This is a genomic window from Streptomyces sp. NPDC050548 (genome assembly GCF_044457385.1).
Taxonomy (GTDB): domain Bacteria; phylum Actinomycetota; class Actinomycetes; order Streptomycetales; family Streptomycetaceae; genus Streptomyces.
The window spans coordinates 93413-109501 of record NZ_JBITGV010000027.1 but is presented as its reverse complement, the minus strand read 5'-3'; the positions used below and the strand labels follow the sequence as shown (position 1 = coordinate 109501).

General features: G+C 72.2%; 12 protein-coding genes, 2 tRNA genes and 1 other RNA gene. 9 read left to right on the top strand and 6 right to left on the bottom strand.

From position 1 onward, the window contains the following. The first annotated feature begins 149 nt into the window (after positions 1 to 149). The 3 genes from ACIBJH_RS44635 to ACIBJH_RS44625 are packed head-to-tail and all read left to right on the top strand — an operon-like array spanning position 150 to position 2950. Positions 150 to 1451 carry a replication initiator gene (locus tag ACIBJH_RS44635; RefSeq protein ID WP_399122735.1) on the top strand — a complete coding sequence of 434 codons (1302 nt, stop codon included), beginning with the start codon at positions 150 to 152 and terminating at the stop codon, positions 1449 to 1451. Next, the gene (locus ACIBJH_RS44630) at positions 1444 to 1683 is read left to right on the top strand and encodes an excisionase family DNA-binding protein (protein ID WP_399122707.1); all 240 of its coding nucleotides are present in this window, start codon (positions 1444 to 1446) and stop codon (positions 1681 to 1683) included. The genes ACIBJH_RS44635 and ACIBJH_RS44630 overlap by 8 nt, the downstream gene beginning before the upstream one ends. A gap of 13 nt (positions 1684 to 1696) precedes the next feature. Beyond that, positions 1697 to 2950: a tyrosine-type recombinase/integrase gene (locus ACIBJH_RS44625; RefSeq protein ID WP_399122706.1), complete on the top strand. Its 1254-nt coding sequence runs from the start codon at positions 1697 to 1699 to the stop codon at positions 2948 to 2950. A gap of 79 nt (positions 2951 to 3029) precedes the next feature. Here ACIBJH_RS44625 and ACIBJH_RS44620 read toward each other — a convergent pair. Continuing rightward, positions 3030 to 3117: transfer RNA gene (locus ACIBJH_RS44620), tRNA-Ser, on the bottom strand. A 71-nt stretch (positions 3118 to 3188) separates the two neighbouring features. Here ACIBJH_RS44620 and ffs point away from each other — a divergent pair. The 6 genes from ffs to ACIBJH_RS44590 all read left to right on the top strand — a co-directional run bounded on the left by ffs (position 3189) and on the right by ACIBJH_RS44590 (position 12013). Continuing rightward, positions 3189 to 3287: signal recognition particle sRNA small type (gene ffs / locus ACIBJH_RS44615), an RNA gene on the top strand. Between the two features lie 69 nt (positions 3288 to 3356). Then, positions 3357 to 5732, top strand: a complete 2376-nt coding sequence (locus ACIBJH_RS44610; RefSeq protein ID WP_399122705.1) for a DNA polymerase III subunit gamma and tau — start codon at positions 3357 to 3359, stop codon at positions 5730 to 5732. A 98-nt stretch (positions 5733 to 5830) separates the two neighbouring features. After that, positions 5831 to 7084 (top strand): phosphoribosylamine--glycine ligase, encoded by a 1254-nt coding sequence (purD, locus tag ACIBJH_RS44605; protein WP_399122704.1) that lies wholly within the window; start codon positions 5831 to 5833, stop codon positions 7082 to 7084. A gap of 292 nt (positions 7085 to 7376) precedes the next feature. Continuing rightward, positions 7377 to 9290, top strand: a complete 1914-nt coding sequence (locus ACIBJH_RS44600; RefSeq protein ID WP_399122703.1) for a hypothetical protein — start codon at positions 7377 to 7379, stop codon at positions 9288 to 9290. A 199-nt stretch (positions 9291 to 9489) separates the two neighbouring features. Next, a complete protein-coding gene (locus ACIBJH_RS44595; RefSeq protein WP_399122702.1) occupies positions 9490 to 11022 on the top strand; it encodes a N,N-dimethylformamidase beta subunit family domain-containing protein in 1533 nt (510 codons plus the stop codon). Between the two features lie 91 nt (positions 11023 to 11113). Next, positions 11114 to 12013 carry a phosphoribosylaminoimidazolesuccinocarboxamide synthase gene (locus tag ACIBJH_RS44590; protein ID WP_399122701.1) on the top strand — a complete coding sequence of 300 codons (900 nt, stop codon included), beginning with the start codon at positions 11114 to 11116 and terminating at the stop codon, positions 12011 to 12013. Positions 12014 to 12071: 58 nt separating this feature from the next. Here ACIBJH_RS44590 and ACIBJH_RS44585 read toward each other — a convergent pair. The 5 genes from ACIBJH_RS44585 to ACIBJH_RS44565 form a co-directional block, all read right to left on the bottom strand. After that, positions 12072 to 12147: transfer RNA gene (locus tag ACIBJH_RS44585), tRNA-Gly, on the bottom strand. A gap of 23 nt (positions 12148 to 12170) precedes the next feature. After that, entirely contained in the window at positions 12171 to 12788 is a 618-nt protein-coding gene (locus tag ACIBJH_RS44580; RefSeq protein ID WP_359610983.1) for a response regulator transcription factor, read from the bottom strand. Positions 12789 to 12996: 208 nt separating this feature from the next. Further along, positions 12997 to 14322: a sensor histidine kinase gene (locus tag ACIBJH_RS44575; protein ID WP_399122700.1), complete on the bottom strand. Its 1326-nt coding sequence runs from the start codon at positions 14320 to 14322 to the stop codon at positions 12997 to 12999. Between the two features lie 20 nt (positions 14323 to 14342). Next, positions 14343 to 15119, bottom strand: a complete 777-nt coding sequence (locus tag ACIBJH_RS44570; protein ID WP_399122699.1) for an ABC transporter permease — start codon at positions 15117 to 15119, stop codon at positions 14343 to 14345. After that, positions 15116 to 16054, bottom strand: a complete 939-nt coding sequence (locus ACIBJH_RS44565) for an ABC transporter ATP-binding protein (RefSeq protein ID WP_399122697.1) — start codon at positions 16052 to 16054, stop codon at positions 15116 to 15118. The genes ACIBJH_RS44570 and ACIBJH_RS44565 overlap by 4 nt, the downstream gene beginning before the upstream one ends. Positions 16055 to 16089: the final 35 nt, after the last annotated feature.

The window sequence follows — 16089 nt, the reverse complement described above, 5'->3', positions numbered from 1 at the left end:
ACTCCCGGAACGACCCCTGGCCTCCGGGGCGGCGGCACACGACCAAGCATTTCGCCGCCCCGGGGCCCGTCTCTCCTGACCGAGCCAGCCAGAAGGAGCAAGCCATCTTCACCCGCCCCACCCCGGCCCCACTCCCCGAACTAGCGAACCTGGCCGCGCAAGGCACCCTCCCGGGTATCCTCCGCCAACTCTCCGGTCTCGGCGGTTGCACCCACCCCATCCGCCTCGACGGCCACCGCACCGAATACGACGTCGACACCACAACCGGCGAGATCGGCCCCGTTCTCCACCACCTCGACTCGTCGACGCTCCCGGCCGGCCAACTCCTCGTCCGCTGCAACAACCGCCGTACGACCCGCTGCGCGGCCTGCTCCGAGGTCTACCGCCGCGACACCTTCCACCTGATCACCGCAGGGTTGCGCGGCGGCAAGGGCACCCCCGAACACGTCGCCACCCACCCCCGCGTCTTCGCCACCTTCACCGCCCCCGGCTTCGGCCCGGTCCACAACCGCCGCACCGACGGCCGCCCCTGCCGCTGCGGCACCCACCACGACCAGGACGACGAGCGACTCGGCACCCCACTCAACCCGGACACCTACGACTACGAAGCCGCCGTCCTCTGGAACGCCCACGCCGGTCCCCTCTGGCGCCGCTTCTCCACCTACCTGCGCCGGGAAGTCGCCAAGCGCGCAGGCCTCTCCCAACGCCGATTCCGCGAACACGCGCGCGTGTCCTTCGCGAAGGTCGCCGAGTACCAGAAGCGCGGAGCCGTCCACTTCCACGCCGTCATCCGCATCGACGGCCCCACGGGCGGCGACACCCCACCCCCGCCCTGGGCCACCGCCGACCTGCTCACCGACGCCATCCGCACCGCGACCGCCAAGGTCCGCGTCGACGGCCCGACCATCGACGACCGCACCCACACCTTCACCTTCGGCCGCCAACTCGACGTCCGCACCATCCGATCCGCCGACTTCAACGACGGCCAGGAACTCACCGAACGAGCCGTCGCCGCCTACATCGCCAAGTACGCCACCAAGGGCGCCGAAACCGCGACGGGAGCTCTCGACCGCCCGCTCAAGTTCGCCGCCGAACTCGCCCACCTCGACATCAGCGACCACGCCCGCCGCCTCATCCGCACCGCCTGGACCCTCGGCGCCCGTAAGGACCTCGAACACCTCCGCCTGCGCGCGTGGGCCCACATGCTCGGCTTCCGCGGCCACTTCTCCACCAAATCCCGCCGCTACTCCACCACCCTCGGCGCCCTCCGCAACGCCCGAGCCGAATGGCGCCGCGCCCAAGCCGCACCCGCCAACGGCCCCACCACCAACACCACGTACGTACTCGCGCACTGGGTCTTCGCCGGAACCGGCCTCTCTGACACCGAAGCCTGGCTGTCCGAGTCCCTCGAACCTGCCCCCGGAACGGAAGGAGAGCCCACCCGTGGCTGACCCGCGAGCCATCACCGCTGTCCCGGACCTGGAGCCCGCCGACCCGGCCTTGGTCCTGCTCACTGTCGAAGAGGCGGCCCGGCGACTCCGTATCGGCCGTACGACCTGCTTCAAGCTCGTGCTCGCGGGCGAGATCGAATCGGTCACGGTCGGCCGCCTACGCCGAGTTCCGGCTGAGGCGCTGCCCGCATACGTCAGCCAACTCCGCCGCCGTCCCGCCGTAGCGGCCTGAAGGAGGGGGAGACATGGCAGAGACCAAACGCACTCGCCAGCCCAACGGCGCCTCGTCCATCTACCTCGGCAAGGACAGCAAATGGCACGGCCGCGTGACAGTCGGCGTCCGCGATGACGGCAAGCCTGACCGCCGCCACGTCGAGCGGAAGACGAAAGCCGAAGTGACCAAGGCGGTCCGCGAGTTGGAACGGGCCCGCGACGACAAGAAGCTCCGGAAGCCGGGCAAGGGCTGGACCGTCCAGGTCTGGCTTGAGCACTGGGTCGAGAACATCGCCAAGCCGTACGTCTCCGAGAACACGTACGCCGGATACGAAGTGGACGTACGCGTGCACCTGGTCCCGGGCCTCGGCGCCCACCGGCTCGATCGGCTGGAGCCCGAGCACCTGGAGCGCTTCTACCAAAAGATGCAGAGCAACGGCAGCGCGGCCGGCACCGCCCACCACGTGCACCGCACAGTCCGTACCGCCCTCAGTGAGGCAGTACGGCGCGGACACGTGCCCACCAACGCAGCCGAGATCGCCAAGGCTCCGCGACTCGAAGAGGAGGACATCGAGCCGTTCACGATCGAGGAGGTTCAGAGCCTGCTCGTCGAAGCGGCCAAGCTCCGCAACAGCGCACGTTGGGTCGTCGCCCTGGCGCTCGGCCTCCGGCAGGGTGAGGCGCTCGGCCTGCACTGGGAAGACGTCGACCTCGCCTCGGGATACGTCCGTATTCGTAAGAACCGGCTCCGCCCCAAGTACGCGCACGGCTGCGGCGCTGCCAACCCGTGTGGCCGGAAGGCTGGTTACTGCCCCAAGCGGGAGCAGACCCGGCGCGAGCACAAGTCCACCAAGTCACGCGCGGGCCGACGCACCATCGGCCTGCCAGACCCGCTGATCAAGATTCTCCGCCAGCACCAGGAAGCCCAGGAACGGGAGCGCATCGCGGCCGGCACCGACTGGGAGGGCAAGGGATACGTCTTCGCTTCGCCGATCGGCGGGCCTCTCAGCCCCAACACCGACTTCCACACCTGGAAGAGACTCCTCAGGGACGCGGGCGTGCGCAACGGCCGTCTCCACGACGCTCGCCACACCGCCGCGACCGTGCTCCTTATCCTCGGCGTCCCCGACGTCGTGATCGACTCGATCATGGGTTGGGAGCCCGGGGGAGCGGCCCGGATGCGCGCTCGGTACATGCACGTGACGGGGACCATGCTTCGCAAAGTCGCCCAGCAAGTTGGCGACGCCCTTTGGGAGCTCCCGAAAACGGACTCAGAGACAAACTGAGACGGAAACTGAGACGGACAACGACGAAGGGCCCCACCGCGAACGGTGGGGCCCTTCGACATCGTGCCCGGTGAGGCACTGGCGGAGGATACGAGATTCGAACTCGTGAGGGGTTGCCCCCAACACGCTTTCCAAGCGTGCGCCCTAGGCCACTAGGCGAATCCTCCGCGGCAAACAATACAAGACGTTGAGGAGTGCTCGCGAACTCGTTCCCCCCGCTCAGATCCTGTAGCCTGTGCGGAGCCCCTCACGCGGCGCTATCTGACTGAACTCCCCCAGGGCCGGAAGGCAGCAAGGGTAGGTTGGCTCTGGCGGGTGCGTGGGGGGCGCTTGCGTTCGGGGCGGTTGCGGTGGGCGGGGCCGCCGTCGGCCCCCGTTGTCAGTGGGCGCCTATAACCTCGTACGCGTGTCGTCTCTCGCGCTGTACCGCCGTTATCGCCCGGAGTCGTTCGCCGAGGTCATCGGGCAGGAGCATGTAACCGACCCGTTGCAGCAGGCGCTGCGGAACAACCGGGTCAATCACGCGTACCTGTTCAGCGGGCCGCGTGGCTGTGGCAAGACGACCAGTGCGCGGATTCTTGCCCGGTGTCTGAACTGCGAGAAGGGGCCCACCCCGACGCCTTGCGGCGAGTGCCTGTCCTGTCGTGATCTCGCGCGCAACGGGCCCGGATCGATCGACGTCATCGAGATCGACGCCGCTTCGCACGGTGGTGTGGACGACGCCCGTGAGCTGCGCGAGAAGGCCTTCTTCGGGCCCGCGAGCAGCCGGTACAAGATCTACATCATCGACGAGGCCCACATGGTCACGTCGGCCGGCTTCAACGCCCTGCTCAAGGTCGTCGAGGAGCCCCCGGAGCACCTCAAGTTCATCTTCGCGACCACCGAGCCCGAGAAGGTCATCGGGACGATCCGGTCGCGGACCCACCACTATCCCTTCCGGCTCGTGCCGCCGGGCACGCTTCGCGACTACCTCGGCGAGGTGTGCGGGCGGGAGAACATCCCCGTCGAGGACGGCGTGCTGCCCCTCGTCGTGCGCGCGGGCGCCGGTTCCGTGCGTGACTCCATGTCCGTGATGGACCAGCTGCTCGCGGGGGCGAGCACCGACGGTGTGACCTACGCCATGGCGACCTCCCTCCTCGGCTACACGGACGCCTCGCTTCTCGACTCCGTGGTCGAAGCCTTCGCCACCGGTGACGGCGCCGCCGCCTTCGAGGTCGTCGACCACGTCATGGAGGGGGGCAACGACCCCCGCCGTTTCGTCGCCGACCTGCTGGAACGCCTGCGCGACCTCGTGATCCTCGCCGCCGTGCCCGACGCTCTCGAAAAGGGCCTCATCGACGCCCCGGCCGACGTCCTGGAACGTATGCAGGCGCAGGCCGGCACCTTCGGCGCGGCCGAACTCAGCCGCGCCGCCGACCTCGTCAACACCGGCCTGACCGAGATGCGCGGCGCCACCGCCCCCCGCCTCCAGCTGGAACTCATCTGTGCCCGCGTGATGCTCCCCGCCGCGTACGGCGACGAGCAGTCGGTCATGGCCCGCCTCGACCGGCTCGAACGCGGCGTCAACTTCGCGGGCGGCGGGGGAGCGCCCGCCATGGGATACGTCCCCGGACCCGACGCACCACACGTTCAGACTCCGTCGCATCCCCCGGCCCAGGCCTACCCCCAGGCTCCCGCCCCCGCTCCGGCTCAGGTCCACGGGGGCGGTGCCGCCGCGGCTCGGGCGGCCGTACGAGGTCCAGGCGCGCCCGGCACAGGCACCGGCACCGGCACTGGCGGCCAACCCCCCGCCCCCGGCGCCCCCTTCGCCGGTACGACGACGCCGGCCGCCCCCGCCCCCGCCCCCGTAGCGCCGCCGGAGCAGGCCCCCGCACCCGCACCCGCCGCTTACTCCCAGCCCACCCCGCAGCAACAACCCCAAGCACAAGCCCCCGCCCCCGGTGCCTGGCCCACCGCCACCGCCGCAGGCAGCGGACGCCGCCCGGGCGGCTGGCCCACGGCAACCCCGGCGGGCGGCGGACAACCCCCGTCCGCCCACAGCGCACCCGCACCCACCCATGCCCCCTCCTCCGCCCCCGCCGCCGTACCGGCCTCCGCACCCCAGGCCACCCATGCCGCGGCCCCCGTTCAACCCCCGGCCGGCGGCCTCGACCCCCGCATGCTCTGGCCGAACATCCTGGAAGTGGTGAAGAACCGCCGCCGTTTCACCTGGATCCTGCTCAGCCAGAACGCGCAGGTCACCGGCTTCGACGGCACGACCCTCCAGATCGGCTTCGTCAACGCCGGGGCGCGGGACAACTTCAACAGCAGCGGCAGCGAGGACGTACTGAAGCAGGCGCTGGCCGAGCAGTTCAACGTCCAGTGGAAGATCGAGGCGGTCGTCGACCCGTCGGGCGGCGGCACCCCGCCCCCGCAGCCGGGCGGTTCCTACGGCGGTGGTGGTGGCGGCGGTGGCGCGCCGGGTGGCTACGGCAGTGCACCCGGTGGCTCCGGCGGCTACGGCACCCCCGCCCCCGCCACGCCCGCCTCCGGCCCGGCGTCCCCCCAGCCCACCCCCACCTCCGCGCCCACGAACACCACCAACTCGCCCTCGGCACAGGCACCCACCCAGCCCCAGCCCCCTGCCGCCCCCTCCCCACCCCCCGTCCACCACACCGTCTCCGCGGAGGACGACACCCCCGAGGACGACGACCCAGACCTCGACGAGTCGGCCCTCTCCGGCCATGAACTGATCGTGCGGGAGCTGGGAGCGACGGTGATGGAGGAGTTCACGAACGAGTAGGGAGCGATAGGGAGCGCGAGGGGCCCTTACGGCCGCCCCGACCCCGCCCCGACCCCGCCCCGGACCGCCCCGCCCTCCCCGTGTCCTAGGCTGACCCCGTGAACGTCCTTGTCATCGGTACCGGCGCCCGCGAACACGCCCTGTGCCGTTCTCTGTCCCTCGACCCCGACGTCACCGCGCTGCACTGCGCCCCCGGCAACGCCGGCATCGCCGAGGTCGCCGAGCTGCACCCGGTCGACGCCCTCGACGGCGCCGCCGTGGCCGCGCTGGCCACGGAGCTCGGTGCCGAGCTGGTCGTGGTCGGTCCGGAGGCACCCCTTGTCGCCGGGGTCGCCGACGCCGTGCGCGAGGTCGGCATCCCGGTCTTCGGCCCCTCCGGGGAGGCCGCGCAGCTGGAGGGCTCCAAGGCCTTCGCGAAGGAAGTGATGGCGGCGGCCGGTGTCCCGACCTCCCGCTCCTACGTCTGTACGACCCCGGAAGAGGTCGCGGAGGCCCTCGACGCCTTCGGTGCGCCGTACGTCGTGAAGGACGACGGACTGGCCGCTGGCAAGGGCGTCGTCGTGACCGACGATCTCGACGCGGCGAAGGCGCACGCGGCCGCCTGCGAGCGCGTCGTCATCGAGGAGTTCCTCGACGGGCCCGAGGTGTCGCTCTTCGCGATCACCGACGGAGTGACCGTCGTCCCGCTGCAGCCCGCGCAGGACTTCAAGCGCGCGCTCGACGGCGACGAGGGCCCGAACACCGGCGGCATGGGCGCCTACTCCCCGCTGCCGTGGGCCGACCCGAAGCTGGTCGAGGAGGTGCTGCAGTCCGTCCTCCAGCCGACCGTCGACGAGCTGCGCCACCGCGGCACCCCCTTCTCCGGCCTTCTCTACGCAGGCCTCGCGATCACCACGCGTGGCGTCCGGGTCATCGAGTTCAACGCCCGCTTCGGCGATCCGGAGACCCAGGTGGTCCTGGCCCGCCTGAAGACCCCGCTGGCCGGTGTCCTGCTCGCCGCGGCGAACGGCACGCTCGAAGACCTGGCCCCCCTGCGCTGGAGCGAGGACGCGGCGGTCACCGTCGTCATCGCCTCGCACAACTACCCCGACACCCCGCGCACCGGCGACCCGATCACCGGCCTCGACGAGGTGGCCGCGCAGGACGCCCCGCACGCGTACGTGCTGCACGCCGGGACCCGGCGCGACGGCGACGACGTCGTCAGCGCGGGCGGCCGGGTGCTGTCCGTCACGGCGACCGGCACGGATCTCACGCAGGCCCGCGAACGCGCGTACGCGGCCGTGGCCCGCGTCCGCCTCGACGGCTCCCAGCACCGCACGGACATCGCGGCGAAGGCGGCGGTGGGCGGGTAAGCCCAGGCGCTCCCGCGCGCCGATGAACCCCACAGGCCCCGATCCCGTCTCAGGGTTCGGGGCCTGAACCTTGCCCTCACCCTTGCCCTCTGTCGGCCACCTTTCCCCAGAGCCATTCCATCGAGTGACCGATGCCCCATCCGGCTGACGGGGGCCGGGGCCCCAACTATGGTGCGGCGCAAGCGTTCCGGCACTTGGCCCACCGGCATTGCGATGTCAGTGGCGGGTGCCACAGTGGGGGAGTGAGCAACGCCAGCAGAGCGGGACAGCACGGAGGGGGTGAGGTCCGGTCGTGACCGGTATGGGTGTGGAGGCGGGCGCGCAGGCGGCGCGTTCCCGGGCCTTGGCCGTGCTGCGCATCCGCAGCCGTGCGCTGGCCGTCGCCCTGTTGCCCGCCGCCGTCGCCGTGATCCTGCTCGCGGGCGGTTCCTCCGGCCATCTCCTGGGCCGGGGCTGGGACCTGGCCCGCTGGATCATGGGCGTGGCCGCCGTCCTCGTGCTGCTCGCGGCCGGCGCGATCGCGCTGGTCGTCGCCCGCTCCCGCCCGGCCGTGAGTCCTACGGTCGCGATCGCCGAGGAGTCGGCCCCCGATCTGTACCGCATGGTGCGCGACCTGGCCGACCGCCTGGACGTCCCCGCGCCGTCCGCGATAGCGCTCACCCCGGACTGCGACAGCTGGCTGGAGGACCGCACCCACCCGGCCCACGGCCCGCTCCCACAGGAGGACCGCGACGAGATCACGGGCGTACGCGGCCTCACCCCGGCGCGTTCCCGTCGTACGGCCGCCGCGCCCGTGCTTGTCATCGGCTCCCCGTTCCTGTGGTGGATGCGGGTCGGTGAGCTGCGCGCGGTGCTGGCCCCGGTCGTCGCGGGTACGGGGCCTTCGGCGCACCCGGACATAGCCGCCGCCCGCCGTTTCGTACGGGGCCTGGACGCGGCGGTGGCCGTGGCCTCGGCACCGCGAGGTCCGGTGTTCCGCTCGGTGCTCGCCGGTGTCGGCTGGGTGGCCCGGCTGCTGCTGCGCAGTTGCCGGGGGCACGCGGCCGAGATGGAGCGGGGCGTGGCCGCCGCTGCCGCCGAGCGTGCACAGGCTGTGGATTACGGACTGCGGATCGTCGCCCAGGAGCAGGTGGGGCTGGCGTACGCGGGCTGGGACCGGCTGCTGACCCGGGTCGCGCTGCCCGCGTGGCGGATGGGCCGCTGGCCGTCCCGGCTGGACGCGGGCGTCGTGGCGGCGCTCACGGAGCTGTCCCGCCGGGACCGTCTGGCCGAGGGCTTCGCCTCCCGGCTCGGCGAGCGCCCCGCCTGTGACCTGCTCGAAGAGCCCGGCACGATCGACGAGGCGACTTCGCTGCTGGCCGCCCGCCTCTTCCACGGCGGCCCGGCCGAGGCCGGTCCCGACTGGGCGCCGGTGGACTGGCAGGAGTACCCGGAGGAGGTCGTCGACCGCACCTGGCGCACCGACGCGGCCCGCCTGCACCGCGTCCTGGACACGCTCGGCGTCCGCCGTTCCCCCGACCCCGTCGCCCCGCACCACGGCGCCCCGACCCTGGCCCGAGTGGTGGACCACCTCACGGACCCGGCGGCGGACCCGGCGGCGGACGCCTCCGGCCGGTACACGGAGTCGGCCACGGACGACGAGCGCTGCGCGACCGGCCCGACCGTCACCAATCCGCATCCACCCACGGAACCGGAGACCGCCCCCCAGTCCCCCCAGTCCCCCCAGTCCCCCCAGTCCCCCCATCCCCCCGAGCCCTACAAGGCCATGGCCGCGGACGACGACGAGGAGCTGGGCGAAGGCTGCTCGCCGCACAGCGCGGCGCTGGCCGCCGGGCTCACCGCGGAGTTGGCGCGGGAGGAGGCGGCGACTCCGGCGACCGGTTCGGCGCCGCCCGGGCAGGGGCCCGACTCCGCGCTCTGGGACGACGGCTCGCTGCCTCTCTTCCCGCTCCAACCGCCGCGCACGGGACGGGAGTTGCTCGCCGATCACGTCACGGCGATGGTGTGCTGCGCCGCGATGGACACGGCCGGCGCGACTCCCGGCCTCGACTGGCTCGACGGCCCCACCCTGCTCGTCAACGGCTCGCGAGCGGTCGACCTCGCCCCGAGGGTCCTCAGCCTCGTGGAGGACGGCGACCCGGGCCCGCTGCGGGCCTGGCTGATCGACCTGGGCATACGCCCGGAGAAGCCGGTACGCCTCGTCTGAGGTCGCGCCCCGCCACCCCTCACCCGTATCGGAACTACGGGCTCCACTTTTGGTCAATTCGCAACGACCAGTGACAGAGTGAGTGCTTAATGTGATGTGCTGGGGCCGATCCCGTACGCCGTCCGGTGTGTGGCAAAGGCTTGCGGCATACGACAGTTGGGCGAAGAACGACCACGGGAGCACGAGGGAGGGGAGCGACATGGGGTCGGAGCAGATCCGCCGCTGGGAGTCGGGAGCGCTGGCGCACGCCGTGACGGACCCCTTTGGACAGGGCCCCGTCCCCTGGCTCCGCGGCAGCGAGACCTACTTCGACGACACCGGCCATGTCGTCCCCTGGTACGTGGACCCGGCCCCCGCCCAGACCCCGGCGCACGCCCCCGGCAGGGGCACCCCCGGCGGGAACACCCCCAAGGTCCCCGCCCCGCGCGCCTCCGCGTCCGGCGGCGGCCCGCGCTCAGCCGACGACGTGCGCCGCCAGATCAAGGGGTTCACCAACGCGAGCGCGGTCGCCCCCGGCGAGGCCCTCGACTTCCACGTCACGGTCGACCCGCCCCAGGAGTTCGGCGTCGACATCTACCGCATCGGCCACTACGGCGGTGACGGCGCCGCCAAGATCACCACCAGCCCCCGCCTCTCGGGCATCGTCCAGCCCCCGCCGCTCACCGCCGACCGCACGGTCTCCTGCCACCACTGGTGGCTGTCCTGGCGGCTGCAGATCCCGAGCTACTGGAGCATCGGCGCCTACGTGGCCGTCCTCACCACCGCCGACGGCTACCGCTCCCACATCCCCTTCACGGTCCGCGACAACCACCCCGCCGACCTGCTCCTCCTCCTGCCCGACATCACCTGGCAGGCGTACAACCTCTACCCGGAGGACGGCCACACCGGCGCGAGCCTCTACCACGCCTGGGACGCCGACGGCCGGCTGCTCGGCGAGTCCGAGGCCGCGACGACCGTCTCCTTCGACCGCCCGTACGCGGGCGCGGGCCTGCCCCTGCACGTGGGCCACGCCTACGACTTCATCCGCTGGGCCGAGCGCTACGGCTACGACCTCGCCTACGCCGACCACCGCGATCTGCACGCGGGCCATGTCGACCCCAGCCGTTACCGGGGATTGGTCTTCCCGGGCCACGACGAGTACTGGTCGACCCCCATGCGCCGTACCGTCGAACTGGCCCGCGAGCACGGCACGTCCCTCGTCTTCCTCTCCGCCAACACCATGTACTGGCAGGTGGAGTTGGCCCCCTCCCCGTCCGGTGTCCCCGACCGGCTGCTCACCTGCCGCAAGCGCCGGGGCCCGGGCCGCCCGGTGCTGTGGCGCGAAGTAGACCGCCCCGAGCAGCAGTTGGTGGGCATCCAGTACGCGGGCCGGGTCCCCGAGCCGCACCCCCTGATCGTGCGCAACGCCGACCACTGGCTGTGGGAGGCGACCGGAACCGCCGAGGGCGAGGGCATCGACGGCCTGGTCGCGGGCGAGGCCGACCGGTACTTCCCGCGCACCCAGCTCCCCCCGCACGACGAGCGCATCCTGCTCGCCCACTCCCCGTACACGGACAACGACGGTGCCCTCCGCCACCAGGAGACCTCCCTGTACCGCGCGCCGTCCGGCTCCCTCGTCTTCGCCTCCGGCACCTTCGCCTGGTCACCGGCCCTGGACCGCCCCGGCCACGTCGACGCCCGCGTCCAGCGCGCCACCGCCAACCTCCTGGACCGCATCTGCAAGCACGACTGACCAGACGTACAAGCACGACTGACCCCGTGGCCGGACGCCGGGCGCCCATACGGGACAATCGAGCCAGTTGGAGAGACCCACTGGAGGAACCGTGTCCGGATTCGTAGAAAAGCCCGAGCCGCTCCAGGTCCCGGGCCTGACGCACCTCCACACCGGCAAGGTGCGCGAGCTGTACCAGAACGAGGCGGGCGAGCTCGTGATGGTCGCCAGCGACCGCATGTCCGCGTTCGACTGGGTGCTGCCCACCGAGATCCCGGACAAGGGCCGCGTCCTCACCCAGCTCTCCCTCTGGTGGTTCGACCAGCTCGCCGACCTGATCCCCAACCACGTCCTCGGCACCGAACTCCCGCCCGGCGCCCCCGCCGACTGGGCGGGCCGCACCCTCATCTGCAAGTCCCTCCGGATGGTCCCGGTCGAGTGTGTGGCCCGCGGCTACCTCACCGGCTCCGGCCTGCTGGAGTACAACGCCTCCCGCACGGTCTGCGGCCTCGCCCTCCCCGAGGGCCTGGTCGACGGCAGCGAACTCCCCGCCCCGATCTTCACCCCGGCCACCAAGGCCGCCGTAGGAGAGCACGACGAGAACGTGTCGTACGAGGAGGTCGCCCGGCAGGTCGGCGCCGACACCGCCGCGCAGCTGCGGCAGGCGACGCTCGCCGTCTACGGCCGGGCCCGGGACATCGCGCGGGAGCGGGGCATCATCCTCGCGGACACCAAGTTCGAGTTCGGCTTCGAGGGTGAGACGCTGATCGCCGCCGACGAGGTGCTCACCCCGGACTCCTCCCGTTTCTGGCCGGCCGAGGAGTGGGAGCCGGGGCGCGCGCAGCCGTCGTACGACAAGCAGTTCGTGCGCGACTGGCTGACCGGGCCGGAGTCGGGCTGGGACCGCAAGAGCGAGCAGCCTCCGCCGCCGCTGCCCCAGCAGGTCGTGGACGCGACCCGCGGGAAGTACATCGAGGCGTACGAGCGCCTGACCGGCCAGAGCTGGAGCTAGGCCCTGGCGGGCAGCGGATACGCAAGAACCCCGGTCCACCCGGACCGGGGTTCTTACTTGGAGCGGACGACCAGGTTCGAACTGGCGACCTCAACCTTGGCAAGGTTGCGCTCTACCAACTGAGCTACGTCCGCGCTGCGCCGTGGCGCGAGAGCAACTATACCCAACCTCGCTCGCGTGCGAGACGCACTGCCGTATGACGGTTCTCGGCCCCGAGTTTCGAGGCGGCGGAGGAGAGATAGTTCCGTACGGTCCCCTGGGACAGCGCGGCCCGTTCGGCGATCTCGGCGACCGGCGCCCCGTCGGCGGCCAGTTCCAGGACCTCGGCCTCGCGCGCGGTCAGCGGCGAGTCCCCGGCGGAGATGGCGTCGGCGGCCAACTCCGGGTCGACGTACCGCTGTCCGGCATGCACCGTGCGAATGATCTCCGCGAGCCGCTGCGCACTCACCGTCTTCGGGACGAACCCCCGCACACCGGCCGCGAGCGCCCGCTTCAGATGCCCCGGCCGACCGTGCCCGGTCACGATCAACACCTGGCAGTCGGGCAGTTCGGCCCGCAGCGATGTGGCGACCTTCACACCGTCGGCCCCCGGCATCTGCAGATCCAGTACGGCCACATCGGGCCGATGCGCCCGCGCCATGGCCAGCGCCTCGGGCCCGGTAGCCGCCTCCGCGACCACCAACAGATCATCCTCAAGCCCGAGCAACGCGGCCAGCGCCCCCCGAATCAGATGCTCATCATCGGCAAGCAGCAGCCGTACGACGTCGGCGGTCATGACACGACTCCGGTGACTGGGGTGGCGGCGGGCAGCGGGACGGCCAAGGCTCCGCGCGCGGGCACCGTCGGCCGCCCGGCGACCCTGGTGACGACGCGACTCCCCCCGCCGCCGCGGGCAGCGGCACCGTCGCCACCGCCCGGCGCCGGTCGCCGTTCACGGACCTCGCCCCCAGTTGTGGGCACCGTCGGCCGCCCGGCAACCCCGGTCACGACGCGACTCCCCCCGCCACCGCCGGCAACGGCACCGTCGCCCTCACCCGGAAACAGTCGCCGTCCACAGCCCCCGCCTCCAGCTCCCCGCCCACCGCGCTCAGCCTCTCCCGCAGCCCCACGAGCCCCGCCCCACCGCCGCCGGAACCGATACCCCCACCCTCGCCGGAATCGGTCCCCCCGCCCCTGCCCCCGATACCCCCGACACCTCCGTCGACCACCTTCGCCCCGTCGTTCTCCACGGTCAGCACCACACTCCCCTCCGCCACCCGGACCGCGACCGCGCAGTGCCCCGCGTTGCCGTGCCGCAGGACGTTGGTCGTTGCCTCGCGGACCACCCAGCCGAGTGCCGACTGCACCTCGGTCGGTAGTCCGGCCGCCTCGCCGGTCACCTCGCACTGGATGCCCGCGGCGCTCAACACGCCCTGTGCTCCGGCCAGTTCGACGTCGAGCGCGGTCTCGCGGTAGCCCCGTACGACATCCCGTACCTCCCGTTGCGACTCGCGGGCGATCCGCTGCACCTCGATCATCTGGTCCACGGCCTCGGCCCGGCCGCGCCGGGCGAGCTGTACGGCGAGTTCGCTCTTCAGCGCGATCACCGACAGGTTGCGGCCCATCACGTCGTGCAGGTCGCGCCCGAACCGCAGCCGTTCCTCGGCGACGGCGAGCCGGGCCCGGGTCTCGCGGGCCTCGTCGAGTTCGTAGACGGCGTCGAGGAGCCAGACGGAGAACGCGGCCGTGAAGGCGAGTCCACCGCCGGCGAAGAGGACGATGAGCGCGGTGACGAGCGCGGCCGGGGCGGCCGTCCCCAGCGGGAGCTGGAGGACCAGCGTTCCGACGACCACACCCGCCACCACCGCGAGGACCTGCCGCAGGCCGCGGACCCCGAGCGTCAGCGTGCCGGTGCCGAAACTCAGCACACCCACCAGGAGCGTGGTCGCGGCGGCCTGCGCCTGGTCGTCGTCGGGACCCCGCTCGCCCAGGACGACCGCGACGACGGCGATCAGCGCGGTCACCGCCCCGAGGAACCACAGCAGCCGTACGGGCTGTGGCCGCCGGCCGCGCGTCCAGTCGAGCGCCCGGGAGGCGGTCGCGGAACAGAGCAGCGCGTGCACGGCCACCAGCACCGCCATCCAGCTCGCGGCATCCGTCCCGACCTGCGAGAACAGGGGCAGCCCGATCGCGGCGACCTCGATCAGGGCGAAGAAGTGGAAGGAGAGCCGGGTGTACGCCTCGACCTTCCCGGGCGTGGTCTTCCGCCCCCACCAGCCGCCGGAGCCGCGCGTGCCGCCTTCGTCGGCGAAGCCTCCAGGTGTCCCCATGATCCGGTGCTCTCCGTACCTCAGCGCCGCGGTTCCCAGCGGAACCACCGCCGTACAGCAAACACCGCGAGGAGGGTCCAGGCCAGCGCGGTCAGGACGGCGCCTAGGGCCTCGGAGCCGGACAGGTCGCCGTTCCAGCCGCCGCCGATCAGCCGGATCGCGGGGGAGAGGGGGAGGAATTGGCAGACGTCCGCGACCCGGTCGGACACTAGCTGGAGCGGGACGATGATCCCGGATCCCATCGTGGACACCAGCACGACCGGCAGCGCGGTCACCTGCGCGCTCTCCGCCGTCCTGGTCACACTCGCCGTGAGAGCGGCCAGCGCGGCGCTCAGGACGAGGCCGAACAGTAGCCCCAGGACGACGAGTTGGGGCATCGCGGGGGCTCCGGCGTCCAGCAGCAGTACACAGGCCACGGTCAGCAGCAGGGACTGCACGAACCCGAGACACACGGCCGGGAGCGCCGTGCCGGCGAGGATCTCGGAGTCGCCGAGTTCCCCGGTGCGCAGCCGCTTGAGGACGAGTTCCTCCCGCCGCGCGACGAACGCGCTCACCAGCGACGAGTACACGGCGAAGAGCAGCGAGAAGCCGATCGCGGCGGTCAGCATCACCGAGCCGACCGACAGTCCCTCCCCCTTCAGATCCATCTGGTCGACCGCGGGCCGCACACTGAACGGCAGCACCAGCGGCACGAACAGCGCCGTGACCACCGCGTTCCGGTTCCGCCCGAGCAGGCTCAGCTCGGCCCGCCCCAGCGCCCGCATCCGCCCCGCCGGAGTGGTCGCCACGGCGTTCATACGGCCACCTCCTGCTCCCGCGCGATCCCCAGGAACGCCTCCTCCAGCGAGGCCGACCGCATCTCCAGCCGCCGCAGTTCGATCCGCGCCCGCTCGGCCCACACCAGCAGCCCGGTCGCCGCCCGCTGCAGCTCGTGCGTCCGCAGCCGTACGACCCTCCCGGCCACCTCGTGCCCGACGACCCCCAGTTCGCCGAGCGGCGGCAGGTCCCCCACGAAGTAGCCCGCGGGCAGTTCGAAGGAGATCCGCGAGGGCCGCCCCGCCGTCACCTCGTCCGGTGTCCCCGTGACCGCGATCCGCCCCTCGCTCATGATCGCCAGCCGGTCGGCGAGGCCCTCGGCCTCCTCCAGGTAGTGCGTGGTCAGCAGCACGGTCGTCCCGCTGTCCCGCAGCGCCCGCACCAACTCCCAGGTGTCCCGGCGCCCTTCGGCGTCGAGTCCGGTGGTCGGTTCGTCGAGGAACAGCACCTCGGGCTCCCCGAGCAGCGCGAGCGCGAGATCGAGCCGCCGCCGTTCACCCCCGGACAACTGCTTCACCCGTACGGCGGCCCGCCGCTCAAGACCGACCAGCGCGAGCGCCTCCGGCACCGGCCGCGCCCCGCTCGTGCAGCCGGCCCACATCCGCGCGGTCTCGGCGACGGTCAGCTCGGACGGAAAGCCGCCCTCCTGAAGCATCACGCCGGTACGCGGCCGTACGGCGGCCCGCTCGGTGTGGGGATCGTGGCCGAGGACGCGCACCCGGCCGCCGGACGGCGCCGCGAGTCCCTCCAGCACCTCGACGGTCGAGGTCTTGCCGGCGCCGTTGGTGCCGAGCAGCGCGAAGACCTCTCCGTGCCGCACGGAGAATGTGATCCCCCGCACAGCCTCGAACCCGCCCCCGTACACACGGCGTAGGTCGGTGACCTCAATCACGTGTTCGTGTTCGTTGGTGTCCATGGCTCCAGCGTCCCGGCGGCGGGGGCGCGACAGCA